The following is a 23,651-nucleotide window of genomic DNA, read 5'->3' as shown; positions in this document are numbered from 1 at the left end:
CCTGCTCCTCACCGAACGCAACGCCACGGTCATCGACGTGCGCACACCACCCGAATTCGACGAAGTCCACGCCACCCTTCCCCCTCCCGCCACCCTCGCCAACATCCCACTCGACGAACTCGACCCCGCCGCTCTCGCCATCTCCGGACGCGCCAGTGCCGACCGCCCCGTTTACCTCCTCTGCCGCAGCGGAACCCGCGCCACCCGTGCCGCCGGCAAATTCGCCGCCGCCGGTTTCAGACAACCGGTTGTTATCACCGGCGGCACTCTGGCCTGGATCGACGCCGGCCTGCCTGTCACGCGCGGCCAGAGCCGCGTTATCAGCCTTGAGCGTCAGGTGCGCATCGCAGCCGGCTCGCTTGTAGCCGCTGGTGCGATACTCGGCTGGTTTGTCCACCCTGCCTTCATCTGGCTCTCCGGCTTCGTCGGCGCGGGTCTCGTCTTTGCCGGCATCACCGACTTTTGCGGACTGGGCCTGCTCCTCGCCAAATGCCCGTGGAATCGCCGCCGCAACAAGTAACCGGCACCCCTTTCATGGTTTTTTGCCTGGACCGCGCATCATGCCGCCCATCCCTGCCGCGCGCACCAGCTTGACCGCAGTTAACCATTCCCGTTGAGTCGCTCCTCATGCAATCCAAGCTGGCTTCTTCAACAATCACCGCACCCATCGCGTCCATCGCACCCGTTGCCAAAATTGCGGTGTCCTCCGCGATCAAATACAAGCGCGTCGTCCTCAAACTCAGCGGTGAAGTCCTCCGCGGCAAAGGCTCCGAGTCCATCGACGCCGGCATCCTCGAGCGCATGTGCCTCCAAGTAAAAGAAATCCACGAAATGGGCGTCGAGATCGGCGTCGTCATTGGCGGCGGCAACATTTTCCGTGGACTCCAGGGAGCCAAACGCGGCGTGGACCGCACCACCGGCGACTACATGGGCATGCTTGCCACCGTCATCAACGGCCTCGCGATCATGGATTGCCTCGAAAAACTCGGCGTTCACACCCGCGTGCAAACCGCCATTCCCATGGACCAGGTGGCCGAACCCTTCATCCTGCGCCGCGCCGTGCGCCACCTCGAAAAAGGCCGCGTTGTCATCTTCGTTGCCGGCACCGGCAACCCCTATTTCTCGACCGACACCACCGCCGCCCTTCGCGCCTCCGAGATTGGCGCCAACGTCATCATGAAGGCCACCAAGGTGGACGGCATTTACGACAAGGACCCGAAAAAATTCCCCGACGCCGTCAAATACGACGAACTCACCTACATCGACGCGCTCAAGCAGCGCCTCAACGTTCTCGACTCCACCGCCTTCTCGCTCTGCCTCGACAACAACATCCCCATCCTCGTGTTTGACCTCAACGACCCCAGCGCCATCCGTCGCGCCACCCACGGCGAAAAAGTCGGCACCCTCGTCCACGGCTGATTTTATTTCAGATTTTCAGCATTTTAGCTTTTTCCACACATACACACCATGACCTCCACCATCCTTACCGAAGCCCAGACCCGCATGAAAAAAGCCGTGGACCACACGCTCCACGAATTTGCCAACATCCACACCGGCAAGGCCACGCCCGCCATGGTCGAAGGCGTCATGATCGACGCCTACGGCTCGCAAATGCGCATCAAAGACTGCGCCGCCATCATGACGCCCGACGCCCGCATGATCGTCATCCAGCCGTGGGACAAGGGCCTCGTCCAAGCCATCAGCAAAGGCATTCAGATCGCCAACCTCGGTTTCAATCCCAACGTTGACGGCAACCTCATCCGCGTGCCCCTCCCCGAGATGAGCCGCGAACGCCGCCTCGAATTCGTGAAAGTGGCCAACCGCCTTGCCGAAGAAGGCCGCGTCCACGTGCGCAACCTCCGTCGCGACACCCTCGAAAACGTCAAAAAAGCCAAGCTCTCCGAGGACGAAACCAAGCGTCTCGAAAAAGACATCCAAACCCTCACCGACAAATCCATTGAGGAGGTCAACAAGCACCTCGCCGCCAAAGAAAAGGAATTGCTCGCCGTGTGATCGTCGGCTCCGTCCGCCCACGCCATGCCCACCCGCTCCCTCCCTTCCCTCCCCCCCTCGCTTGCAGCCGCACCCCGCCGCGTTGTCATCAAGCTCGGCACCGGCGTTTTGACGACCGGTATCGGACAACTCAATACAGCTCGCGTCGCCGCCATCGCCGGCGAAATCGCCGCCCTGCGCGCCGCCGGCACCGAGGTCATTGTCGTTTCCTCCGGCGCCGTCGGCCTCGGCATGGGGCGCCTCGGACTCAAACGCAAACCCGCCGAAGTCGCCCGCAAGCAAGCCTGCGCCGCCATCGGCCAGTCGCTCCTCATGCAGACCTGGCAACGCGGTTTTGATGCCAATCCCCAAAAGCTCACCGCCGCCCAAGTCCTCCTCACCCATGAAGACCTCCGCAGCCGCCAGCGTTACCTCGGCGTCAAAACCTGCCTGCAAGAACTCATCGACTACGGAGCCATCCCCATCATCAACGAGAACGACACCGTCAGCGCCGCCGAAATCAAATTTGGCGACAATGACACCCTCTCCGCCATGGTTGCCGCCCTTGTCGGCGCGCAGCACCTCGTCATCCTCTCCACCGCCCCCGGCCTCATCGACATGAAAGGCACCGGCCTCATCGTGCCTGTCGTGGAAAAATTCACGCCCGAGATCGAGGCTATGGCGCAAGGCACCACCAGCATCACCGCCACCGGCGGCATGATCAGCAAAATCACCGCCGCCAAACTCGCCACCAAAGCCGGCTGCGGCGTCTTCATTGCCAGCGGAGCCGAGCCCGACGTGCTCGCCCGCATTTTCGGCGGACGCAACCCCGGCACCTTTTTTGTTCCCGCCGGCCTCCGGCTCGAATCCCGCAAACACTGGATTGCCTACTTCCAGCGCCCCCGCGCCGCCATCACGATCAACGCCCCCGCCGTGCCGGTGATCCGCGAACAAGGCCGCAGCCTGCTCGCCGTCGGCGTCACCGGAGTCAACGGCAGCTTTGAGAAAGGCGACATCGTCGATATCATCGACCCGCAAGGCACGGTCATCGCGCGAGGCGTCGCCGCTTACGCGGACGACGAAGTCAAAACCATCGCCGGCAAAACGAGCGACGAACTCAAACCGCGTTTCCCCGGCCGCAAGCACCTCGAAGTCATCCACCGCGACAACCTCGTGGTGCTTTGATTCCGCCCCACTCCCCCCCCCCCCCCCGCACACACAGCCTGTCAGTGTTCTTCATGCTACATTAGCACAAACGGCGGCTGGCTCCCGAACTCCAACCGTTGACACTCCGGTCATGCATTTCGCCCCCCGCTCTCCTTATGCGCACCGGATTCGCCAGTTCATCCTCGCGTGTGCCTCACTCCCGACCGCCTTCGGACTCTCCTCCGCCTCTGCGGCCCCCCGCGCCGCCATCGATTCTCCAGCTACTTTTCAACAAGAGTTTCCCGCCACCCTTGCCACCGATGACAGCATCCATACCTACGCGCGCCCCAAAACCTCCGGGCGCACACCGGCAGACGACCCTCGCGTGGATTACGTGCTGACCTTCGACCAACCCACTACGATCAACCGCATCCGTTTCATCCAACATCCCCACAGCTTTGCGACCGCCTACCGCATCCTCGCAAAAACCAATCCCGCCAGCGCCACCTTTGACCGCGTGCTGGTGACGGCAGACGATCCCCGCACCGCCACCGGCGAATGGGTCGAGCACCGCATATCCGGCATCGAAGTCACGGCCCTCAAGTGGGAGACACAAAATGGCTTCGCCGAACGCGGCACCCCATATCCCACATTTGCCGAACTCCAAGCCGACCACGCCCGCCCCCCTGCCTCCCCTCCCCCCCCCCCCTCCGCGTTCGCAACCGTGGCTCTCAACGAAACACTCCAGATCAACGGCGTGTCCCGCATCCACGACACCCTGTTTTCCGTGTGCAACATCACCGGCAAACCCGACTTCGTCAAAAACCGCATCGCCCCCCTCAACCTCGCGGTGATTCCCGTCTGGACCGAAGACTTCGTCAGCACCCTGCCAATCCCCGAAGACCCCAAAGCCCCGGGAAAATTCGACCGCAGTTTTTTTGAAACCGACGCCTTCGACCACGCCTTTGCCCGCAAACGCTCCGGACTCGACTCCGTGCGCGCCGCCGGAGCCTTTGCCAACATGTCACTCGTCAAGGCCCCTCCCTACATGCGCCGCTCCGACTTCAAGAGCACCGGCACCGGACGCTTCAAAGACGAAACCCAATTCTACCCTCCCAAAGACCCCGCCGAATGGGGCGAACTCGCCGCCCACACCCTCAAAGCCATCAACGACCGCACCGGCAACCTCGTCAAATGGGTCTACATCTGGAACGAACCCAACGCCGAACGCTACCTCCCCGTGCCCTGGCGCGAAAAATCCCAGACCTACATGGAACTCTTCAAAGCCGCCGTCCCGCCTATCAAACGACTCAACCCCGGCCTGAAAATCGGCGGCCCCGTCATCACCGGCGGCGGCGTGCTCGGCTGGTCGCGCGGAGAAAAAGGCGACGAATTCACATTCTGGACTCACTGGGCCAAACGCTTTCTCGACGAATGCGCCCCGCTCGCCGACCACTTTGACGCCCACTACTACGGCGTGGACGCCCACTGCCTGCGCGCCGAGGCAACCCTCTTCGCCAACTACGCGCACAACACACTCGGACGCCCCTTCCCCATCGCAGGCAGCGAAAGCAACATCATCCTCCGCTCCGCCCAACAAGTGGACCCCATCGCTGCCCGCTGGCGTTACATCACCGTCAACTACGCCGACCTGCTCCTCAACGCCCTCGACCTCCCCGATAAAATGGAGTCGCTCTCCTATTTTTACATCACCGACTGGAAAGGACTCTTCGGCATGTTCACCGACCAAGACTTGGAGCCCAATCCCATCTACTGGTTCTACCACCTCATCCGTGACCTGCGCGGAGAACGCCTCCCGGTCCAACTCTCCGACAACGACGACAACGACAACAACAGCGCCGATGGAAACCTGAACCTCGTCGCAGCCCGCAATGAGAGACGCTTCAACATCGTTGTCCAAAACAAAAAAAGTATCCGTAAAAACATGACGCTCGACCTTGACGGTCTCCCGGCAAATTGCACAGAGCTGACGCTGGAGCGCTTCGAATACGATCCGGCGACTCGCAACGCCATCCCCACCCGGACCCGCCTCCCGATTGCGAACAACCGCGTCACTTTCGCAATGGAACCCTACGGTATGTATTCGCTAATTGGCGACAACGCCTCCGCGAAACCGGCTCAAACCGTGCGCATTCGAAAAGACTTTTACGGAGACCGCGTTTTTGAAGAACTCCCCGCCGCCAGTCAGGAACCTCTGCGCCTGAAAATTACCATCGGGGACGAACTCGGCCGGGCGGACGGAGCCACGCTGAAACTCGCCATTGGCGGTCTCCCTCACGCCAGACCGCGACGCACCGTGGACCAGCGCGTGCCACTTATTGTTACCGTTAACGGACAGCCCCATCGCGTATTGGCAACCAACTACAACGAACTCGAACTACCCCTCGATCTGCTAAAAACGCACAATACGATCGAAGTCACACGCGACAGACACGCGCAGCCACATGACGACGCGCGCATCGTAAATCCGGCCAACCTCTGGCTCCTCTCCACCACACTTGAACTGCGCACAAAACGTCCAGCCCCTCCCTCCCCCCCCCCGCTGACGCAACGCTGAACACCCTTGCCCCACCGGCCCTGCCGCATGAGCTATCGTAGCATGAAGCTCATCAAACGCGTTACCATGGCCCACGTGGCCGCCGCCGCCGGCGTCCACGTGATGACCGTTTCCCGCGCACTGCGAAACAGCCCCGTCCTGCCGCAGGAAACACGCGAACGCATCAGAAAAATCGCCAACAAACTCGGCTATCGTCCCGACGCCGCGCTCTCGCAATTGATGAGCCGCGTACGTTCCAGCCAGTTTGCCGCCAACGAAACCATTGCCTGGATTACCACCGGCCCTACCGCCGGTGCATGGCGCGAAAACTCGGCCTCCATCGCAAATTATCAAGGGGCGAAGGCACACGGAGAATCGCTCGGTTACCGCGTGGAGGAGTTTTGGTTGGACGCCCCCGGAATGAATGGCGCACGGCTCAGCGGCATCCTGCGTCACCGAAGCATCCGCGGCCTGCTCATCTCACCGCTCGACCGCACCGGACATCCCTTGGAACTCGAATGGGATTACTTCGCCGCCGCCACCTGCGGAGGCTACACAGTGACGGCTCCCGGCCTGCATCGCGCATGCAGCCACCACCTTCACGCAGCCCGCACGGCATTTCAATCCCTGCACCGTTTGGGCTATCAGCGCGTGGGCATGGCGATGTCGGAAATCAACCACCAACGCGTCGCCGGGCTCTGGCTGGCCGGCGCGTTTTTGGAACAACAATATCTGCCACGCGCTCGTCGCGTGCCGCCGCTTGTGGCTCCGTGCTGGGATGCGGACGCACTGCTGCGCTGGTATCGGAAACACCAGCCCGACGCCATCATCTCCTTCGACAAAGCCTGCGACTGGTTGAGCGAGGCAGGTGTAGACGTGCCCGGCGCGTGCGGATTCGCGTTGCTTGACATCACGAAGACCGGCTTCGCCAGCGTGGACGAGCAGCGCCGCGACGTCGGCGCGGCGGCGCTCGATCTGGTGATCGAACAACTCAACCTCAATCGTCGCGGACTGCCTGACAAACCCAAGATCGTCCTCGTCGAATGCAAATGGCGCGACGGCGAAACGGCTCCTCCCCGCCGCCCAATAACGCTGTTCGCCTAAAAACAAAAGCGGCGCCAAACCAGAACCAGACCAAGACAAACGCCGCCCGCGATCACCGCCCAAGTGGATGATTCGGGAACACCTGATTGCGAAACGGAACCTTCGATTTTCAGATTATCGAGGTAGAAATATCTGGTTTCCGCTTTGTTGATCGCATGAAAGTAAAGCCGAAGTGTGACACGAGTTAAGTTGTCCAATGATCCCAGATTGCCAGCGGTGAAACTGGTCAATGTGGATGCGTTGCTCGGATTGAGTGTGGGCCCAGTGAGTCGGTCTCCAAAATTCACCCCATCAGTGCTGATATAAACTCCAGTGTAAATATAGAGACCCGCTCCCTGAATCTGTCCATCAAAGCTGAGTGCGGTGACACTAAATGTGCTCCCGCTAGCAGCAGTAATCGTAAGCTCAATGTAGTTATTGTTGTTCTTGGCAGTCGTCGAATTATCCGTGAGGACCGAACTTTGCACCTTGGCATACCAGCCGGTCGTGTCGGAGGTTGTATGCGCGATGGACGTGCCGGATTGCAGCGTGGCGTTGCCAAAGCTGATGTCGCTGGCGGTCAGCGAGGAAACGACTCCGCTGGCTTTCCACGCATCGGCGGCATCCGTGGCGTATTCAAATGTATATGACGCCAGAGTCGCGGCGTTTGACTGCACGGCGGCCATAAAAAGGCCCGTGCCGAGGAGGATCAGGGTGATAGTTTTCATAATGGAATGATGTTTGTAGTGTTTACGGACAAGAAGGAGCGAACGGGAGACGGAGCAGGAGGGGGGGGGAGGAGGCTGGTCAGCGGACTGAAACGGGGGGACTCTGGAAGGAAATTACTTCGGAACGATCTGCTCTTTGACGATGGCCGAGAGTTCAAGTCGCTCGACATGTCCGTCGAGAAAAGCCGCGTTCAGTTTTTCGCCGTGGACGTTTTTGAGAACCGAACTCCAGATTTTGATGTAGCCGCCGTCCTTCGATGCGAAAGCCGGTGCCGCGCTCGAAGAGAAGCCATCTCCCATTGCCACTTTTTTCGACGGATTTTCTATCTCACTCAGGGTGCGATAGGGAAATCCTTCACCGCCAAAAAGCTCCAGATTGATCATGTAACCATTGGTATATTTTCCCGTTCCTGAATCCAGTTGGGCTGTCGGGCAGCGAAACATCCGCTTCGACTCAAACGCTTCGAGTGTCATGCCACCATAACCCAGCAAAGGTGCAACGGGGCCAAGGCGGGAGGTAAACGCCACGCCCTTGGGAATTTCGTTTCCATCCCCGATGCCGGGCGGCAGCCGTCCGCGATTGTCTGTAACATACATTTGGATACCAGTTCCGATCTGGCGGAGATTGGAAACACAATGCGCGGTGCGCGCCTGGGCGCGGACACGGGAGGTGACAGGCAGGATGATGGCCGCCAGCACGCCGATGATGGCGATCACTGTCAGTAACTCGATGAGCGTGAAGCCGGACGGTTTCCGAGTGGCGTCGGAGAAATTTGATGATTTGGGTGCAAGAGGCATGAGTTTTCCGAGAGAGGTAAATGTGCGCATAACGCCGATGAAGTGGTCTGCGCTCTCTCTTTTGCCCGAAACGCGGGGATTGAACAGCATGCCGGCGTGCTATCGTAGCACGCCCACGCCAGCCATCGGTCCCGTTATCCATACGACGCTCGTGCCTCAATCCAACACGTCGAGTTCCGGCCACTGGGCCAGCTTGCGGTGCAGCGTGCGGCGGCTGATACCCATCAACTGCGCCGCCTTGGTGCGCTTGCCACGCGCCTTTATCAAGGCTTCGCGCAGGAGACGCTTCTCGTTTTCCTCCACCGAAAGCGATCCCCCTCCCCCCCCCCCCCCGGTGCCGCCCGACAACGTCGTCGTTGAGACGAACGGCAACGCAAGCGGTGTCGCCGATTGCGCCGACTGCGGCTGCGACAACGGCGCGGCGAACGGCTGACGGAAACGCGGTTCCAAATCGTATTCGGTCAATTTGCCGCCGCGATGGAGAACCACGACATTCTCACAAAAATTACGCAGTTCGCGGATGTTTCCCGGCCACGGATAGGCTTGCAACGTGCGCAACGCGCCCGGCTCCACGGTCAGCGGCGGCAGGTTATTTTCCTTCGCAAAAAACTGGATGTAATGCGCCAGCAACAACGGAATGTCGTCTGGTCGCTCGCGCAACGGCGGCAGGGTGATGCGCACGACGTTGATGCGGAAAAACAGATCCTCCCGGAACTTCCCCTCGCGCACCATTTGTTCCAAGTTGCGGTTGGTGGCCGCGACGAGCCGCACGTCGAGCGCGATGGACTTGGTGCCGCCAACGCGTTCGATGGCGCGCGTTTCGAGAAACCGCAGCAGCTTCACCTGCGTGGATGCGGAGATTTCCCCGATCTCGTCGAGGAACAGCGTGCCCGTGTCCGCCGCCTCGAAGCGTCCCACGCGCCGCTCCATCGCGCCGGTGAACGCGCCGCGCTCGTGACCAAAGATTTCGCTTTCGAGGAGGTTTTCCGAAAGCGCCGCGCAATGCACCGCGATGAACGGCGCGCGCGCCCGCGGACTGCTCTGGTGGACGGCCTGCGCGATGAGTTCCTTGCCCGTGCCCGACTCGCCCTCGATGAGGATCGTGGCCTTCGACGGCGCCACGAGCCGCACGCGATCCACGACATCCTGCAAACGCGCCGAATGTCCGATGAGCCCCTCGAAGTTGAATTTGTCGTCGAGACGTTCGTGGAGTTGCTTGACTTCAACTTCGAGGGTGCGGGTTTTGAGGGCGCGTTGAATGAGCACTTCGAGCCGTTCGATATTGAGCGGTTTGGTGAGAAAATCGACCGCGCCCCGTTTCATGGCTTCGACGGCGGTGTCGATGTTCCCATAAGCGGTCATCATGATGACCGCGGGGCGATGCGGCAGGGAGAGGGCTTTGTCGATGACCTTGAGTCCGCTTTTGCCCGGCATGCGCAGATCGGTGAGGATGACGTCGAACTCCTGCGACTCCATGAGGTTGAAGGCTTCGTCGGCATTGGAAGCGGCAAACACGTCATAATCGTCTTCGAGCGCCTGACGGAGCCCTTCACGGGTATGTTTTTCGTCGTCGATGATAAGAACGCTGGCGATCATTGGTGAACCAAAGGAAGAGAGACGGGGCGTAGAGAGAGAACGGCGAGCCGTGATGGAAAGGGAGCGCCCGGCGGACGTTTTGAACAACAAAAAAACTTGCGCGAGAAAGAAAGAGATTCTGCTTGCTGCGCAGCCTGAAGGTTCGTCATGGTTTCCAACTCCTCAAATGAGGCCGACTAGAAATCGGGGTGTAGCTTAGCCTGGTAGAGCGCTACGTTCGGGACGTAGAGGCCGTGAGTTCGAATCTCACCACCCCGACCACTCTTCCTCTGTGAGTGGTCGTTTCAGAGGTAAGGCTTGCGACGGGTTTCGATGTCTGTTGGGCATTGTCTAATGATTTCGCCCAACCAGAGCCCTGCAAAATCCGCCCCCAAAACGCCCAACTACGAAGAGACGCCTCCTCGTGGCATGTGGTATGAAATGCGCACGGGACGGGAGCAACCTTTCATTGCCAGGTGGCGTGTGGCCGGGAAAAAAGACTCACAAGCATTCGCTACGGCCAAAGAACGAGGCGATTTCGCAAGGGACTGGTTGAGCCGCCGGAAAAAATTCGGCGTCGAAGCAACTGCCGTTTCCCCTCGTGAAATCGAGGTGTGGCGAGAATTTGAACGGCTCACGGGCGGCGCAAACCCGCTGGATGTCGCCCAATTTTGGGTGCGGATGCGTGGCATCGTGGACGGGAAGCTGAGTGTCGAAGATGCGTGCAAGCGTTGGGTGGAAAGTCAGGCATCCCGAAAGCTGGCTAAAGACTCAGTCACTCACAGGGACTTGCACCTCAAGCGGTTTAAAACCTCTTGGGGCACAATACCTCTCTATGAGCTTACGTCGGGGAAAATTGTGGAGTGGCTGAATGGGCTTGTTGATCCAAAGACGGGGGCGGCGATGTCGGATAAATCGAAGCTGCACCATCGTTCTACGGTCAATCGGATGCTGGAGCATGCGGTTGCCTCGCGTTGGATCGATCGCAATCCCTGCGAGGCTGTACCGGTACCCGATTGCGAGGTAAAAGAGGAAGTGAATATCCTGACCGTCGATCAGGCGCGGGAGCTTTTTACGGCAAATCGCAAGGCACTTTGTCTCGGTCGGCTGGCGCTGGAAGCTTTTGCCGGGATTCGATATGCGAGCGCGGCCCGCATCCATTTTGCGGATGTCGATCAAAAGGAACGGGGCATCATCTTTCCGGGGAAGAAGCACAAGACAGGGCGGCGGCATTACGTGGATGGGTTTCCAGCCAATCTGTGGGCGTGGTTGAAAGTGGCGCCGGAAGAGGGTTGGGAAATGAATGCACGGCTCTATTTGGACTCAAAACGACGGGCTTTTGAGCGGGCCGGGCTCAAGCCGGAGATTCCAGCCGGGCAGAAGCCGACTGAGGAACAAACAGTGCAACTGGAAGCGATGCACAACGTATTGCGGCATTCCTTCGCCACCTACCACCTCGCCGCGTTCAAGGATGCCGCCAAGACTGCCGTGCTCCTTACACACCGCAACCCGACCATGCTTTATCAGTTCTACAAGGGGCGGGCTTCTGAGGCGGCGGGCAAGGCGTATTTCAAAATCATGCCGCAGAGGTTTTGAGGGAGTAATAGCCGTAACTCACGGTCAGAATCCCGATCTTCTTCATCGTGTTGATCCAACGGGCGATTGTGCGTTCGGCGGGTATTTTGTCCGGCGTCCGGCGGGCTTCTTGCAGGGCTGTTACCAGTTCGGCCCATGTCTTCTTTTCGCCGGGGCGAAGGGCGGATTCAGCGAGTTCAACCCATTCTTGACGCTTTGCATCGGCGGCGGTTGCGGCCACCTCGGCATTGGCAGAGACGTGCATTTTCAAATCATCATCCCAACGGAAACGGATGGCGTCTTTCTTGAAGATGGGCGCGCCTCTCTGTCGGTTGGACCAAACGAGGGTGATTTCGTCCTCTTTTTCCATGAGGAGGTTGGTCTGCGCCTTCCGGATAAATTGTTTTCCCAGGTGTCCGCGCGCCGTGCTGTCGGCTTTTTCACCTTCGTTGCGGTGGATTACACAAATGATCGGGCAGTCGTAGTGGATGGCGAGGCGGTGTAGCTCGGCCACTAGCTGGCTGCATTCCTCGGCGTCGTTGACGTCGTTCACGAGGTCGGCAACGCCGTCGATGATCACGGCTTGGATACCTTCGCAATCCATGTAGGCGTCATGCATTCGGATTTCGACGGCGCGGCGGGCGTCGGTTGTAGTGAAACCTGCAATACCATGCGCGTACACCCATGCGGGAACGTCTTGCAGCAAGGCGCGCTTCCTCGCCCGGTCAATGCCGTGCCAGAAGTCGTAAGGAGCCTGCTCGGTGTCGATGTAGATAAACGCTTTTCCGTCTTCGTTGCGGCCTTTGATTCCGAGTGTGTCAGCGGTGGTTTCGGACAGCGTCATTGCCGCCGCCATGCCTGCTTGCACGAATGCCGATTTACCGACCTTGGCCTGAGCAAGAATCGTGGTGAGATTGCCGGGCGTGCAAATAATGGTGTCTCCGAGTTTGAAAATGGGGCGCAGCGGTGGCGGGGGCTTGCCCATGTCAAAGGCGCACTCGCGCAGCATTCGGCGAATGCGGTCTTCGTTGCTTTCGGGTGTCCCGCCCGGCTCTGCGCCGGGCAGTTTGTCTTGGGTAGCGCCTCCGCTCTTCGGTGCGGAGGAAAGGGGGCGCCGGGTGCCGTAGCCTTGGCGGGCAAGCTCGCGTCCGGCTGCGCTGTGGTCGCCGCCGAAACTGAGGGCGGCAAGGATGCGGAAGGGGCCGTAATTGCCGGGGGGGAGGTTGGGCACACTACTGGTAAACACTTTGAGCACGCTGGGGCCTGCAACGCCAAGCGTCGCGCCGTGATGGTTAGTTACGCCGGGCCGTCTCCATTTTTCGGAATTGCCAACTTGGGTCCATCCGGCGGAGCGCAATAATTCAGGGACCATCCATGCGCCGCGTTCGTCGAAGTCGTCGCCGGGGCTGATGTCGCTGGCAGGGGGCGCGGGCTTGGGCGGTTTGGGCGGCTGCGTCGGCGTGGCAGGCTCGGGGGCTGGCGCGGGGGGCAACGGCTTGGCGTCGGGGTTGTAGTGTAGATCGGGATCGTGACTGATAAAACAGATGCGGCACACGTCCTTGCCGGATGGGTCAACGGTGATGCCGTAACGCTCGCGCATGTGATGTTCCATCGCGGCGTAGGCGTCGGCGTGGTCGCCTTCGGATGGGCACCGGAACACGGCCTTGACCCCGGTTGCGGTGGGGCTGAGGAACACGCAAAAGGCGTGGTCGTCAAAGGCCAGTGAATCGCGGGTCTGCGCGGGGTCCGGTAGGGCGTCCATGTCTGCGACAATCAGGCCGGACCGCGCCTCGATCCCGGCGATGGCACGGCGTTTGAACTGCCCGCTCCAGAGGATGCCGGGGAGCTTGAGCTTGAGGGTTTCGGCTTGGTCCGGATTGGCTCGAATCTGCGCGATGGCGTCGGCGTATTTGCCGTCGCGGATCGAGGCGACGGCATCGGCGGCCGTGATGGTCTGGCAGTCGGTGTCTGTTGCCGATTTGACGAGGGAGATTTGTGGAGAGGGTGTCACTATTAGAAATGCGGTCCGCATTGGGCATTGGCCCATGCTCTGGTATTGATGTTCCGTTCGGTTCTGGTCTTGGGGCGGTTCTCAGAATATCGACATTGAGGAAAATTCGGGCATCCATAGAACCAATCGTTGGTCTTCCGATTTACACGGCGCACCAAAAATACGGGAACAATCTCAGCAGGTTGCTCCCCGATCGGATCATGGTGCGGAAGGTAACGCACAATTTTGGTACATTCCGGGCAGGTGCGTTTACCCTCGGCACCATACACGGTCCCGCAATATGTCCATGCAGTCGTCATTGGATGTAGAAAAAGCCGAGCGCGCCTTTGCAGGGATGGAACGGGAGGGGTTGCACGTTGCGGAGCACGAAGCCGTAGCGACCGAAGAACCACATGGAGTCGGATCGGCTCACGCAGTCCACGATTTCAGCGACGCCGACGATGCCGCCGCGGGGAATGGTATCGAGGTTCGGGATGTCTCCGTCAAATTCGAGCCGTGCGAACTCGCAAGCGGACTCGTATTCATTTCGAGTGCATCCCTTCGCGGCATGGATGAGGAAGCGTCCGCGGAATCGCGTCGTCCAGTTGCGGTTCTCGATGTCTTTGCCGGCGTTGAGGATCATCCATGCCCAAGGTTGGCGGATGGAGAGAACGGGGAGGTTGAGAAGGTCGGGTGTGATCATTGTAGTGAAATTTTGGTGACTGATATACGAACGCCTCTTTCCAGAATCAGGTGTTAGACCGATCAGAGGCAGGCGCTGCTTGCTGATCGAAGTGATCGATGGCCGTGATCAGATCGGCAATCTTTTGAGCTTCGTATGCGAAGCCGCGCTTCGACAGAATTTCCGGAACGCTTGGAGTCTTCATTTTTGCGACTTCACGCGCCGCATGAATTACCTCTCGTGCTTTTGGTGTCATAGTAGTTCGGCCTGTTTGCATTTCGACACGAGGTGCTCGGCCATACAGATGGTGTCGTTGTGTGCCCCTCCGTGTGATACGAGGAGAATTTCGGAAATCCTGAAGCCATGCTTTTTCCCCATCCCGACCGTGTTCCATCCAAACGAGAGGACCGTGGCGTCGTCTGCGAGGATGGGGACGATAGCGTTTCGCACGCGCTGGTAGAGTAGCGCGGATTGTGTCTCTTTCATCCCGACCGTGAGGCCGACCGACTTGTAGCATTCGCTGATTTGTCGGGGGGAATAGGGCGGATCGAAGATCACCAGATCAGCCTTTACCCCGCGAAGCGCGAGCATCCGGAGGAACTCCTCAGCGTCCATGTGATGCTCTGCCTCGGTTTCGGGATTGAGGTCGTTGGTATGCGTTGCCCAACGCTTATTGCGAGCAAAGGGATCGACCGAGCAACGCGATGCGGCGAGGTAGCTGCGCACGAAGTCGCCGATCGGGGGGACACTGAATGTGTCTCCGTTCGGCATCGCCCATGTTCGTGTGAATTTCATTGTATTCAAAAGTCTAACCAAGTCTCCTCAGCCGAGCTTCGCCGGCTGGTTTCCGGTGTTGTCCGAATCGGAATCTTTCTCGCGCTCCATCTGGTCTATAACCATTGCCATGCTAATGCTCATGTGACCAAGACACAGCACTACGAGGACGCCGAAGAGGTTGGCTTTTGCGACGATGCCCCCACCAGCCAACATGAAAAAAGCGTAACCCACAAAGCGGAAGACCGCTTCGCCGAGATAGAGGAACAAGCCCGGCCAACCATTCGCGGGAGGCAACGCCTCTGGCTTTTGTTGTGTTTCGTTATCCATTGGTGCGTGCCTCCGCTGGTGTGTTCAGCCGTTCGGGTCTTGGCCCTCTTCGACTCCGTTAAATTCGTCTTCCTCGCGCTTTACGCAGGCTTTGCATTTCCGCACGCGGTCCGGCTCCGGGACGTACCCCGTTTCATCCATGGCCTCCTCGTCCATCTGGTTGTAGGGGCTCGTCTCGATCACCATGTCGCGGATCGGGAACTCTTCGGCGCACATCCAGCAGTAGCTTTTCCCTGTCGATTTTGCGTCCTCCGCCATCATGCGCAGCTCGCCGGCCGGGATCTCTTCGGCGGCCCGCTCTTCGGGCATGCCATGGGCGCGTTTCCACGCGGTCAGTTTTTCGTCGTAGGTGTCCATTGTCGTGAGGTTATTTTCGGAGGCTGAACCAGACGCCCGGGCCGGGTTCGCTGGCCTCGGTGTTACGCTCCTTCTTGTTGCGCATCTCTGCTGCGGTCTCCTTTGACCAAATATTCCAGTCGTAGGCATTGGCCTCGGGAGAGGCCTCCGCCGTAACATGGTGCCCATTCGGGCATGCGAGCTTTCCGTATCTGTGATTTACAGCGGGCCACCAAACAGGTTTCTCGCGGCACTTCGGGCATAGCCGAAGATGTGCAGAACCAGCCAGTGGAAACAATTCGCTAGCGCTCATGTTTCACCTCCGGGTTCTCTGTGCCTGCCGCAAAGTCTTCAGCGGGTAGCCATCGGTTTCGGATTTGGCCCCAGACGCCGTTGACATTCACGCGCGTTCCGGGCGCGAGAGTGGCCGGTCGAATCAGGATGCAGTCGCCCCACTTCATAGAGCGAAGACGCGTGCCACGGCGCAGAGAACCACCTGCCAGAGCACAACGCGATTGCGCTCGGTTTTGCTGCTGGGCGTTATTCATCGCGTGGCTCATCAGGAACGTTAGGCCGAAGGGCGATGGCAGCATCGACCGCGAAGCGCACCGCACCGCGATCCGCCATGCCGCGTTTTTTAGCCTCGCCATAGGCGCGCTCGTAAGTGCGCGCCTCTTCCTCGGCGGATGCCTGATCGAGCCCGGCGGCTCCGTAGCTGTCCGCCATCCAATCCATGCGGGCCGAGTCCTTAACGGCGGCCGCGAGGTCGCGGACCAACCCGCGGATGGTGCGTGCCACCTCCATGTCTTCTGCCGCCGACTCCTGATCTCCGAAGTCGGCACAGCTCTGCGCGCTCATCTCGTATTCGTCCGCGATTTCCAGCGGGGGGCGGGGGATATGTTTGCTCATTGTATTCGTTTATTGGTTACGGGCCTAACCATGCGCCGCAGAGAATCCGGCCAAGCGTCACGGGTAGGCGGAGGGTTCAGGTTTTCGGGCCGGATTCTCTGGCCTGATTGTTACGCGGAGTCTAGGGGCGCGAAACTGGCAACCGGTGCCGGGGCAAATGGTCCATCCCTCGTGGTCTCCATTGAGCCACGGTGTCCAACCGCATGCGTCGCGGTAGCGGTATTGGTAGCCGACGCGACGCTTCTGACCGGGGCGAAGCCGCACGTATTTTCTTGGCTTCGCTGCTGTCTCACGCTCCCACCCGTCGCACTTGCGCAGCATCACACGGAGCGTCTTGGTTTCGGCAGCAACGGAGTCGTCTTCATTCATGATCGTCCAGCGGCGCGGGCCACATGCGACAATGTTGTAGCCGCGATAGTTGTAGAACCCGCGCTTGATCTTGAAGGGCTTGTGTTTCGTTTTCATAGGCTAACCATGTAATTGAGGAGTGGCTACGCCCTCCGCATTCGGTGTGTTGAGCGGACGAAAAACCAAGGGGTTGATGTCGTGAAGGGTTGCGAGCAGTGTATCCGCAGGAGTGCGCAGGTTCCATTCCTCGCTCTCGCGCTCACATGACATGTTTACCATGCAGCGCGGACTCTCCGGTGTGGAATCGACATGGGCCTTGACCGACATTATCCGCCGTGCGTCGATGTGGAGCGGGAACCCATCCCATCCTGTAACGAGAATAAAGGGTGATTGTGGATTTACTGGTTGCATTGTGAGACGGAGATATTAACGCCGGGATGTAGCTGGATGGTGGATACGTAGCTCTTGCAGACTGCGAGGCTGGCAACCTGCTGATCGTCCCCCCACCAGCCGCCTAGCTGCGTCATGGCGTCCAAAACTGCTTTGGCGAGGTTGTCACAATCGGGCTTGGCGATGTGGTAGGAGGGGGCGTCGTCCCGCATGAGGTGTGCATTTTTCCCGGTGCGGAAATGGGCTTTGGGGCGCGGGAAGAAGAAATGCAGCCTGACGCGAACGGGGTCGGTGTAAGGTTGAGCTGGTGTGAGCGATTTGGCCGCAACGGCGATGCGGGACTTCCAGCCCTCGGCGGTCCCGGCGTCGAATACACGAGCAACGAATTTGTTCCCAACGCGCCGGGCGAAGGCGCGGGGGCGAGGCTGGCCCTTCGGGTCGCCTGAGACAAAAAAAACGATTGGTTTATTCATGGATATTAACGAGTTGTTTTTCTTTTCGGTTCCACTTCGCATCCAAAAATTTAGATGCTTCCTCAAAAGTGGCGGTGGCGGGACGGGGATGGCCCATGCGGATGAGCCAGCGGAGTTGCTTGGGCGTCGCCAATCCGTGGATACGGCGGGCGCTGAGGCGGTCGAAAATCTGCGAGGCGAGTCCCTTGCTGGTGATGGTTTCGGGGGCGAATCCCATCTTCTCCAGTGCCGCAAGTTGCGCCGTGCTCGGCTTGGTCATTTCCCAACCGGCCTCGGGCTCGTAACCGGCAAGGGCGTCGTCGCCGATGGATAGGGCGAACTCGATGGCATCGACCGTCCGGGCTTTTTTCTTGGCGGCTTCGGCGAGCTTTTCCCGCATCCGTTTCTCGCGGTCGGCGACGCCGCGGGCCTCGGCCTCAAACAGGTCAATCTGTCCACCCTCGGCCAGATGCTTTTCGATGTCGGCGGCTTCCTCGGCGGTGCGAGCGATCAGGCGCGAGGGGCGGATGAGGCCGAGGCCGGTTTCTGACAGGTAAAGCGGATCGAGCAAGAGGAGGTCTGTCTTTCCGGGGTGGATACGGGTGCCGCGCCCGACCATTTGAGAGTAGAGGACAAAGGATTTGGTCGGGCGGAAGATGCTGACGCAATCGACGTCAGGCTGATCCCAGCCAGTCGTCAGGAGAGACGCGTTGCTGATGATGTCGTAATCCCGGCGGGCGAAGGCATCGAGTCCGGCGCGGTCCTCTCCGTCCGCGTGGACGGCACGCAGGCCGATGGCGTTGCAGGCGGCGACGAAATTGCGGCTGGTCTCGCGTAGCGGAAGAAAGGCGACGGTGCGGCGGTCCCGGGCGTGCTCGGCGACGATGCGGGCCAGTGTGTCAATGTGGGGATTGAGCGCGGCACCAAGATCAGTGTCGGCGAAGTCACCTTTGACCGTCCGGATTTTGGTGAAATCAATCTCCGGCGCCGGGACTGACTTGATCGTGATGCGCGACAGCCATCCTTCGTTGATGAGGCGGATCAGGCCGGCGTCGCAGTCGGCTATGGCCTGATAGTAGTTACCAAGCTCCTGTTTGTCGGATCGGAACGGCGTGGCCGTGATACCGAGCGTTTGCGCGGTGGTGAAATGGGGAAGAACGCTCTGCGCCTGTCCGCCAAGGGTGTTGCGGTGGGCTTCATCTACGATAACGAGGTAAAAGTAATTTTGGGGCCAACCTTTGAGACGGCGGGCAATGCTTTGCGTAGTGGCGACGACGATACGGTCTCCAAGTTGCGCATGACTGTCTGCCATTTCGACGGCGGCGGGCTCGCCGGTCCAGTTGGTGAGGGATTTTGCCGCCTGCCAGACAAGTTGCTTGGCGTCGGCGAGAAAGAGGACGGGGCCAAGGGGGAGGGTTAGGCGGGTGATCTCGCCTGCCATGACGGTCTTGCCCGCGCCTGTGGCGGCCACGCCTAGCACGCGGTCAAATTCGATCAGCGAGGCAAGGGCCGCGCTGACAAATTCAGTTTGATAGGGACGCAGTTGGCGCGCCCTTATCGTCTGAACCGGGAACATGTCGGCTTGGACGGGCATGGATCAGAGCCAGTCGGGTTTTGTGGCCGAGTCGTGTTCCTCGCATTTGATAGGCATCAGGAGCCCGAAAAAGTCTTCGTTGTTCGGTATCCGTATGGCGTTGACGATGGGCTTTCCATTGCCGTGTTTGCCGTAGCCGGTGATGAGCAAATGCGCTCCAACGTTGGGAGAGAGCATGGCGGCGGCCCGGCAAAAATCGCGCATCAGGAATCCGGAAACGGAGATGACAGATTTATTGGTTTGGCCTTTGTCCAGATCAGCGAGCGTGCTTTTCCAAAATGGAAATTGCTTCAATTCCTTTCCCGATGTCGCGAGAAAGGTGATACCGTTCGGCATCGTCATGGAAACCGTCTTGCCGTCGAATGTGAGGACGGCGTCTGGATTGGCGGCGGCGTAGCTGGGGATTTCGTCGTCCTCCAATTCGTAGGCCAGCGTTTCGTAAGCGCGGGCCTTGATGGTGATGTCGGCGCGGTCGATCAGTGGAAGCGGGATGCTGAATGATTCGAACTCGGGCAGATTGTCGCTGACCTGATGACGAATGATGGCGATGCGCTTTCCATCGGTGGCGACAAGAAGGATTTTTTTCGCGTCTTGGCGTTCGACGCGGACAACATTGAGGATGTAGCGGCATTCGTCGTGGCTGGCGAACAACGCAGCGGCGGCGAGTTTAAGAAATGGGATGGTGAATGAGATCATGGTAATGGTGCCGGGGATACCGCCCCGGCTCGGTTTGGCGGGTTTCAGAACGGAACGTCTTCGTCGGCGATGCTGGCGGGAGGGGGCGTTTGTCTTGTGGGCGGTCGGGCCGGAGTCGGGCGGGGGGTGTTGCCCGTGGCATGAGGCAGCATCTTTGTGCGCTGGGTCATATCGCGGAGAAACGCAGCCTGATTGCTGATCGGTTTTGGAGCCTTCGTGCCGCCGCCTTCGGTGTTGATGTAGCGGACTTTGAGGCGGTCTTTCCCATCGTATTGCTCGAACTCGGTAACGATGGAGCAACGCTTGCCGTCGATCTGCGAGGGCCATTTTTCGGCGTCGTTGTCGATGCCGAATACCTCGCGCAGATTTTGGACGGTGTATTCAAATGCGGCTGGCGTGAGATAGCGCCAGGCGGTGATTGTCTCATGTTCGTCCGTGGTGAACGTGATCTGGATGAATTCGGAACCGGTGTCAGACTGGCCGAATTGCGTGTTGGATGCAGTGGCCGGAAACTGGCCTTTTTCTTGTAGTGCTTTCATGGATTTAGCGGATGATGGTTTTGACGTCCTCGAAAATGCGGAGGCCGGGGATGGATTGGGTTTTCTTGAGCGCGGCGCGGATGGCCGTCTTGTCGGGCGTGAGCGTCACGAGGTCGGGGCGGGCGGCGAACAGGGCGTTGATGTCGGTCAACTCCCATGCCCACGTTTTTTTGAGGGCGGTTCCCTCGATCTTCGGCGCGGCAACGTTGGCGATTTCTTGCCGTGCCTCGGCAACTCGCTGCGTGCCGGTTTCGACCGCCTGCTGAACCTCGGCTGAGTTCTCGCCGTGCTCGAACGCGGCGGCCTCGATTTTGCGCTCTTCCTCGTCGCGGATTCTGGCTGCGGCTTCCTGCGCTTCGCGCTCGGCTTTGGCGTGCTCTTCGCGCTTGGCCTGCTGGTAGGCTCCAAGGATGCGAGAGAGGCGGTCTTTCTCGTTGGTGAGTGGTCCGGCGTAGCTTTTTGCCACCTCCTGAATCTTCCCGGCGAGTTCGTCAACAGGGGTCTTCACGAGCTTGCGGGCGGCTTCGCAACTGGCGAGGCTGGTGGCGATGTCTTTCAGGATCGCGGCGGCGGCTCCGGCAGTGATTTCGTCGGTAATGGTGATGATGCCGGCGGCCTCGGCAACGAGAGCATTGCGGGCTTTGATTGCCTCGGCGGTGAGGCTGGGGGCCTGATAGCTCAGGCCGGGGATGGTGATGAGTTCCATTGTTGTATTGGTTATTCGGTTACGCGGGGGCGTTATGCGCCCCGCTGGTTGTGGTGGGCTAGGCGGCGGGGATGGTGGCGGGATCGATGCTGGCACCGCGCGCAAAACGGGCGGGCGCATCTTTGATTTTGTCGCAACGGTCCGGGGGCAGATCGCGGAAGGTCTTCCCCGCTTCGATCCATTTTACGGATACAAGAAAGGTATTAACTGCGGCTTCGTTGGCCTCCAGCCAACGAAGCAAATTGCCCCACGGGTAGGCGGGCGCGGCGGGCTTGGACGCGGGGGGAGCAAGCTTTGCTTTTTCTTCCTCGCATCGGTCAAGTATCGTCTCCGCTTGTTTAGTGGTGAGGAGGTCAAGGGCCGTCTCTTTGTAGTGTTCCAATGCCTTGCTGATGAGATCGCGCAGCGGAGTGTAATCAGCGGCATATTTGCGTAGCGCGTAAAGTTGGTCCGCCGTGATGGGGGACGGGGGGGGGGGAGGCTCCGGTGTCGCGGGGGGCGGTGTCGGCGTCGTGGCTGGGGTAGTGACTTTGCCGGTGAAGATCGGCAACAGGTGGGCGGCTTCGGCGGTGAGAACGGGATCGAGGCCGAAGCGGTTTTTGGCGATCCATGCCGCAGACGGCGACGTAAACAACACGCGCTCGTCGCCGCCGACTCCGCGCATGCGGCCATCTTTGCCTTTCTGGACCTGCACGTCGTAGTTGAGGAACAGGATCATCGACGCCCATTCCTTGAGCCGTTCGGAATTTTTCGGATCGAGCTTGAGAGAAAAAGTGTCGTAGGCGGCGGGCTGGCCGGGGAGCGCAATCTTCTGCGTGACACTGTGGGCGAGGATAACGACGTGCATTCCGGTGGTGGCGATGGCGTCGAGGTCGGCAAGGAAGCGGGACCATGCTTCGCGGAGGTATGTCCAGCCCTTGCCGTATCCGACATCCTCGATGTTTTTTACCTTTTGCGCGGCGAGGGTCTCTTCGGTGATCAGGGTTTCGACCCAGTCGCCAGTGTCGATGACGAGGGTCTCAAAACCCTGTCGGTCCTTGCGGATTTCGGCGATGGTGGAGCGGAGTCCGGCGGCGGTGGAGACCGGCACGCGGGCGACGTCGAGTTGCGCGGTGCCGTCCTCCGCGTCGATGAAGAGCGGCTTGGGCAGACCGGCGCCAAGCGTCGTCTTGCCGACGCCGGGGGGGCCGTAGATCACGGCCTTGATGGGCTTTTTCTGAATGCCCTTGATGATGTTGAGTGCCATTGTGTGTAGTGGGTTTGTGGTTACGGTTGGGCCATTACTGGCCGTTTTTGTTGTCTTCTGGATCGGAGAGGCCGTCGCCGTCCGCATCGCAACCGACCACGCCGTTGCGGCTGGCGCGGCGGGGCTTGCTGGGCTTTTCGTCGGCGGACGTCTGCACGGCAGGCGGAACAACGCCGGTCTTGCGCAGGGCGTCGGAGACGGCTTTGCCGCCGGGACGGGGGGCCTCCTCGATCCACTGGAGGAAGAGGGAGAGGATGTCGCCGATGCCGGAGAGGTCATCGATGCCGGCCTCGATGTTTTCGGGCGAGGGGTCGAGCGTGCCGAACGGATAGTAGATTTCGCGGAGGTATTCCGCGAACTTGCCCGATGTTTCAGCGTCGAAGATGGCGGAGCCGAGCACCGCATCGCCGACCTCGGGCCACGGTTCAAGGGGGAGTTCTGCGGCGGGCGCGGGTTTTTCCGGCGCGGGAACGGACACCGTCTCCGCCAGCGTCTTGATGCCGCGTTCGCGCAGCTCGCGGGCCAGCACGCGGGAGCCGGGGCGGGGCAACTCTTCGAGCCATTGCAGGAACTCGGCACGGTTGGTCTCGGGCTTCGCAATGATCTCTTCGACCATTTCTGAAATCAGGTCGCCAGTGACGGAGAAAACGCGGTGGAGCCACGACGCGAACTCGTAACAGCGGGCGGTGGAAAACGCTTCGCTGGTGTAGTGCTCGCGGAATTTTTTTGACTTCACGCCGGGGGCAGAACCAGTGGGCGGAGCTATGTCGGCGGGCAGTTGCGGGAGAGCGCCAGCGTCTCCGGTCACGGCCTTCGCAACGGCCTGCGTTGCGGCCTCGGCGTCGATGGTTGCCATGACGTGCTGTGTGTCGTTGCCGTCCATGACTTCATCACGGATGACTTCTCCCGTATCGACGCGGCGAAGGGTTTTGCGTCCCTTCTTGGGCGTGTCGTAAGTCCAGAAACAGAGAGTCTTTCGCATCTCGTATTTGGTCCGCAACTTCTCGTGGTCGAGTTCGATTTCGGCAGCGAGCGCTTCGATCCGGTTCTTGTAATCCTTTTTGATCCGCTCGAGTTCGGACCCGAGTTGGGTTTTTTTCAGTCCGTTATCACCGGCGTTTTCGCCGATTTTCACGAGGTCATCGCTGGTGAGCGTGACCCGGCACATTTCTTCTACTTCGTTGTATTTCATTGGTGGTGGTGGG

General features: G+C 59.9%; 26 protein-coding genes and 1 tRNA gene. 8 read left to right on the top strand and 19 right to left on the bottom strand.

All coding sequences use genetic code 11. The features are described from left to right. The first annotated feature begins 1 nt into the window (after position 1). From OBACDRAFT_RS19445 to OBACDRAFT_RS19420, 6 genes are all read left to right on the top strand, one after another. A complete protein-coding gene (locus OBACDRAFT_RS19445; RefSeq protein WP_052362273.1) occupies positions 2 to 520 on the top strand; it encodes a YgaP-like transmembrane domain in 519 nt (172 codons plus the stop codon). A 107-nt stretch (positions 521 to 627) separates the two neighbouring features. Beyond that, positions 628 to 1,419 carry a UMP kinase gene (gene pyrH / locus OBACDRAFT_RS19440; protein WP_081722210.1) on the top strand — a complete coding sequence of 264 codons (792 nt, stop codon included), beginning with the start codon at positions 628 to 630 and terminating at the stop codon, positions 1,417 to 1,419. Positions 1,420 to 1,467: 48 nt separating this feature from the next. Continuing rightward, complete coding sequence (frr, locus tag OBACDRAFT_RS19435; protein ID WP_043588488.1) at positions 1,468 to 2,013, top strand: ribosome recycling factor; 546 nt, start codon at positions 1,468 to 1,470, stop codon at positions 2,011 to 2,013. Positions 2,014 to 2,037: 24 nt separating this feature from the next. Next, a complete protein-coding gene (gene proB, locus OBACDRAFT_RS19430; RefSeq protein ID WP_043588487.1) occupies positions 2,038 to 3,177 on the top strand; it encodes a glutamate 5-kinase in 1,140 nt (379 codons plus the stop codon). 112 nt (positions 3,178 to 3,289) lie between these two features. Further along, positions 3,290 to 5,716: a GH39 family glycosyl hydrolase gene (locus tag OBACDRAFT_RS19425; protein WP_052362272.1), complete on the top strand. Its 2,427-nt coding sequence runs from the start codon at positions 3,290 to 3,292 to the stop codon at positions 5,714 to 5,716. A 42-nt stretch (positions 5,717 to 5,758) separates the two neighbouring features. Beyond that, positions 5,759 to 6,799, top strand: a complete 1,041-nt coding sequence (locus OBACDRAFT_RS19420; protein WP_232767416.1) for a LacI family DNA-binding transcriptional regulator — start codon at positions 5,759 to 5,761, stop codon at positions 6,797 to 6,799. Here OBACDRAFT_RS19420 and OBACDRAFT_RS19415 read toward each other — a convergent pair. The 3 genes from OBACDRAFT_RS19415 to OBACDRAFT_RS19405 all read right to left on the bottom strand — a co-directional run bounded on the left by OBACDRAFT_RS19415 (position 6,796) and on the right by OBACDRAFT_RS19405 (position 9,900). Beyond that, positions 6,796 to 7,506: a hypothetical protein gene (locus OBACDRAFT_RS19415; protein WP_043588484.1), complete on the bottom strand. Its 711-nt coding sequence runs from the start codon at positions 7,504 to 7,506 to the stop codon at positions 6,796 to 6,798. The genes OBACDRAFT_RS19420 and OBACDRAFT_RS19415 overlap by 4 nt on opposite strands. A gap of 114 nt (positions 7,507 to 7,620) precedes the next feature. Continuing rightward, positions 7,621 to 8,304, bottom strand: a complete 684-nt coding sequence (locus OBACDRAFT_RS19410; protein WP_052362274.1) for a prepilin-type N-terminal cleavage/methylation domain-containing protein — start codon at positions 8,302 to 8,304, stop codon at positions 7,621 to 7,623. A gap of 156 nt (positions 8,305 to 8,460) precedes the next feature. Then, complete coding sequence (locus OBACDRAFT_RS19405) at positions 8,461 to 9,900, bottom strand: sigma-54-dependent transcriptional regulator (protein ID WP_043588483.1); 1,440 nt, start codon at positions 9,898 to 9,900, stop codon at positions 8,461 to 8,463. Positions 9,901 to 10,084: 184 nt separating this feature from the next. Between OBACDRAFT_RS19405 and OBACDRAFT_RS19400 the strand changes: the two genes are divergently transcribed. Together OBACDRAFT_RS19400 and OBACDRAFT_RS19395 are read left to right on the top strand one after the other, a co-directional pair. Then, a tRNA-Pro gene (locus OBACDRAFT_RS19400) sits at positions 10,085 to 10,161 on the top strand. Positions 10,162 to 10,233: 72 nt separating this feature from the next. Beyond that, on the top strand, positions 10,234 to 11,475 hold the full coding sequence (locus tag OBACDRAFT_RS19395; RefSeq protein ID WP_043588482.1) for a tyrosine-type recombinase/integrase: 1,242 nt from the start codon (positions 10,234 to 10,236) through the stop codon (positions 11,473 to 11,475). On the opposite strand, the gene OBACDRAFT_RS19390 is transcribed toward OBACDRAFT_RS19395, so the two are convergent. The 16 genes from OBACDRAFT_RS19390 to OBACDRAFT_RS28565 form a co-directional block, all read right to left on the bottom strand. After that, positions 11,456 to 13,465, bottom strand: coding sequence for a BT4734/BF3469 family protein (locus tag OBACDRAFT_RS19390; RefSeq protein WP_043588481.1), 2,010 nt, complete (start codon positions 13,463 to 13,465; stop codon positions 11,456 to 11,458). The genes OBACDRAFT_RS19395 and OBACDRAFT_RS19390 overlap by 20 nt on opposite strands. Before the next feature lie 295 nt (positions 13,466 to 13,760). Further along, positions 13,761 to 14,147, bottom strand: coding sequence for an ASCH domain-containing protein (locus tag OBACDRAFT_RS19385; protein ID WP_043588479.1), 387 nt, complete (start codon positions 14,145 to 14,147; stop codon positions 13,761 to 13,763). Positions 14,148 to 14,193: 46 nt separating this feature from the next. Then, entirely contained in the window at positions 14,194 to 14,382 is a 189-nt protein-coding gene (locus OBACDRAFT_RS28580; RefSeq protein WP_157837202.1) for a hypothetical protein, read from the bottom strand. After that, positions 14,379 to 14,921, bottom strand: a complete 543-nt coding sequence (locus OBACDRAFT_RS19380; RefSeq protein WP_198529949.1) for a class I SAM-dependent rRNA methyltransferase — start codon at positions 14,919 to 14,921, stop codon at positions 14,379 to 14,381. Before OBACDRAFT_RS19380 ends, OBACDRAFT_RS28580 begins: the two co-directional genes overlap by 4 nt. A gap of 27 nt (positions 14,922 to 14,948) precedes the next feature. Next, positions 14,949 to 15,230: a hypothetical protein gene (locus OBACDRAFT_RS19375; protein ID WP_043588475.1), complete on the bottom strand. Its 282-nt coding sequence runs from the start codon at positions 15,228 to 15,230 to the stop codon at positions 14,949 to 14,951. 24 nt (positions 15,231 to 15,254) lie between these two features. Further along, positions 15,255 to 15,587, bottom strand: a complete 333-nt coding sequence (locus OBACDRAFT_RS19370; protein ID WP_043588473.1) for a hypothetical protein — start codon at positions 15,585 to 15,587, stop codon at positions 15,255 to 15,257. Positions 15,588 to 16,106: 519 nt separating this feature from the next. Beyond that, positions 16,107 to 16,475, bottom strand: coding sequence for a hypothetical protein (locus OBACDRAFT_RS19365; RefSeq protein WP_043588471.1), 369 nt, complete (start codon positions 16,473 to 16,475; stop codon positions 16,107 to 16,109). A 57-nt stretch (positions 16,476 to 16,532) separates the two neighbouring features. Next, entirely contained in the window at positions 16,533 to 16,940 is a 408-nt protein-coding gene (locus OBACDRAFT_RS19360) for a hypothetical protein (protein WP_043588470.1), read from the bottom strand. 3 nt (positions 16,941 to 16,943) lie between these two features. Further along, on the bottom strand, positions 16,944 to 17,234 hold the full coding sequence (locus OBACDRAFT_RS29035; protein ID WP_198529948.1) for a hypothetical protein: 291 nt from the start codon (positions 17,232 to 17,234) through the stop codon (positions 16,944 to 16,946). Next, positions 17,222 to 17,686, bottom strand: coding sequence for a RusA family crossover junction endodeoxyribonuclease (locus tag OBACDRAFT_RS25815; protein WP_052362270.1), 465 nt, complete (start codon positions 17,684 to 17,686; stop codon positions 17,222 to 17,224). Before OBACDRAFT_RS25815 ends, OBACDRAFT_RS29035 begins: the two co-directional genes overlap by 13 nt. Beyond that, a complete protein-coding gene (locus tag OBACDRAFT_RS19350; protein ID WP_052362269.1) occupies positions 17,679 to 19,259 on the bottom strand; it encodes a DEAD/DEAH box helicase in 1,581 nt (526 codons plus the stop codon). Before OBACDRAFT_RS19350 ends, OBACDRAFT_RS25815 begins: the two co-directional genes overlap by 8 nt. 3 nt (positions 19,260 to 19,262) lie before the next feature. Continuing rightward, positions 19,263 to 19,955, bottom strand: coding sequence for a hypothetical protein (locus OBACDRAFT_RS19345; protein ID WP_043588468.1), 693 nt, complete (start codon positions 19,953 to 19,955; stop codon positions 19,263 to 19,265). Between the two features lie 44 nt (positions 19,956 to 19,999). Next, positions 20,000 to 20,494 carry a hypothetical protein gene (locus OBACDRAFT_RS28570; RefSeq protein WP_043588467.1) on the bottom strand — a complete coding sequence of 165 codons (495 nt, stop codon included), beginning with the start codon at positions 20,492 to 20,494 and terminating at the stop codon, positions 20,000 to 20,002. Between the two features lie 4 nt (positions 20,495 to 20,498). Beyond that, positions 20,499 to 21,200: a hypothetical protein gene (locus tag OBACDRAFT_RS19335; protein ID WP_043588465.1), complete on the bottom strand. Its 702-nt coding sequence runs from the start codon at positions 21,198 to 21,200 to the stop codon at positions 20,499 to 20,501. Between the two features lie 58 nt (positions 21,201 to 21,258). Next, on the bottom strand, positions 21,259 to 22,446 hold the full coding sequence (locus OBACDRAFT_RS19330; RefSeq protein WP_052362268.1) for an ATP-binding protein: 1,188 nt from the start codon (positions 22,444 to 22,446) through the stop codon (positions 21,259 to 21,261). Positions 22,447 to 22,480: 34 nt separating this feature from the next. Further along, positions 22,481 to 23,638, bottom strand: coding sequence for a hypothetical protein (locus OBACDRAFT_RS28565; RefSeq protein WP_043588464.1), 1,158 nt, complete (start codon positions 23,636 to 23,638; stop codon positions 22,481 to 22,483). Positions 23,639 to 23,651: the final 13 nt, after the last annotated feature.

This window comes from Geminisphaera colitermitum TAV2, from assembly GCF_000171235.2.
Taxonomy (GTDB): Bacteria; Verrucomicrobiota; Verrucomicrobiia; order Opitutales; family Opitutaceae; genus Geminisphaera; species Geminisphaera colitermitum.
Note: the sequence above shows the minus strand (reverse complement) of the source record. Positions and strands in the feature narration are given on the sequence as shown.

Coding starts and splice junctions, on each gene's coding strand:
- pyrH (WP_081722210.1), top strand. CDS start 628: ATGCAATCCAAGCTGGCTTCTTCAACAATCACCGCACCCATCGCGTCC.
- frr (WP_043588488.1), top strand. CDS start 1,468: ATGACCTCCACCATCCTTACCGAAGCCCAGACCCGCATGAAAAAAGCC.
- proB (WP_043588487.1), top strand. CDS start 2,038: ATGCCCACCCGCTCCCTCCCTTCCCTCCCCCCCTCGCTTGCAGCCGCA.
- OBACDRAFT_RS19425 (WP_052362272.1), top strand. CDS start 3,290: ATGCATTTCGCCCCCCGCTCTCCTTATGCGCACCGGATTCGCCAGTTC.
- OBACDRAFT_RS19420 (WP_232767416.1), top strand. CDS start 5,759: ATGAAGCTCATCAAACGCGTTACCATGGCCCACGTGGCCGCCGCCGCC.
- OBACDRAFT_RS19415 (WP_043588484.1), bottom strand. CDS start 7,506: ATGAAAACTATCACCCTGATCCTCCTCGGCACGGGCCTTTTTATGGCC.
- OBACDRAFT_RS19410 (WP_052362274.1), bottom strand. CDS start 8,304: ATGCCTCTTGCACCCAAATCATCAAATTTCTCCGACGCCACTCGGAAA.
- OBACDRAFT_RS19405 (WP_043588483.1), bottom strand. CDS start 9,900: ATGATCGCCAGCGTTCTTATCATCGACGACGAAAAACATACCCGTGAA.
- OBACDRAFT_RS19395 (WP_043588482.1), top strand. CDS start 10,234: ATGATTTCGCCCAACCAGAGCCCTGCAAAATCCGCCCCCAAAACGCCC.
- OBACDRAFT_RS19385 (WP_043588479.1), bottom strand. CDS start 14,147: ATGATCACACCCGACCTTCTCAACCTCCCCGTTCTCTCCATCCGCCAA.
- OBACDRAFT_RS28580 (WP_157837202.1), bottom strand. CDS start 14,382: ATGACACCAAAAGCACGAGAGGTAATTCATGCGGCGCGTGAAGTCGCA.
- OBACDRAFT_RS19380 (WP_198529949.1), bottom strand. CDS start 14,921: ATGAAATTCACACGAACATGGGCGATGCCGAACGGAGACACATTCAGT.
- OBACDRAFT_RS19375 (WP_043588475.1), bottom strand. CDS start 15,230: ATGGATAACGAAACACAACAAAAGCCAGAGGCGTTGCCTCCCGCGAAT.
- OBACDRAFT_RS19370 (WP_043588473.1), bottom strand. CDS start 15,587: ATGGACACCTACGACGAAAAACTGACCGCGTGGAAACGCGCCCATGGC.
- OBACDRAFT_RS19365 (WP_043588471.1), bottom strand. CDS start 16,475: ATGAGCAAACATATCCCCCGCCCCCCGCTGGAAATCGCGGACGAATAC.
- OBACDRAFT_RS19360 (WP_043588470.1), bottom strand. CDS start 16,940: ATGAAAACGAAACACAAGCCCTTCAAGATCAAGCGCGGGTTCTACAAC.
- OBACDRAFT_RS29035 (WP_198529948.1), bottom strand. CDS start 17,234: ATGCAACCAGTAAATCCACAATCACCCTTTATTCTCGTTACAGGATGG.
- OBACDRAFT_RS25815 (WP_052362270.1), bottom strand. CDS start 17,686: ATGAATAAACCAATCGTTTTTTTTGTCTCAGGCGACCCGAAGGGCCAG.
- OBACDRAFT_RS19350 (WP_052362269.1), bottom strand. CDS start 19,259: ATGCCCGTCCAAGCCGACATGTTCCCGGTTCAGACGATAAGGGCGCGC.
- OBACDRAFT_RS19345 (WP_043588468.1), bottom strand. CDS start 19,955: ATGATCTCATTCACCATCCCATTTCTTAAACTCGCCGCCGCTGCGTTG.
- OBACDRAFT_RS28570 (WP_043588467.1), bottom strand. CDS start 20,494: ATGAAAGCACTACAAGAAAAAGGCCAGTTTCCGGCCACTGCATCCAAC.
- OBACDRAFT_RS19335 (WP_043588465.1), bottom strand. CDS start 21,200: ATGGAACTCATCACCATCCCCGGCCTGAGCTATCAGGCCCCCAGCCTC.
- OBACDRAFT_RS19330 (WP_052362268.1), bottom strand. CDS start 22,446: ATGGCACTCAACATCATCAAGGGCATTCAGAAAAAGCCCATCAAGGCC.
- OBACDRAFT_RS28565 (WP_043588464.1), bottom strand. CDS start 23,638: ATGAAATACAACGAAGTAGAAGAAATGTGCCGGGTCACGCTCACCAGC.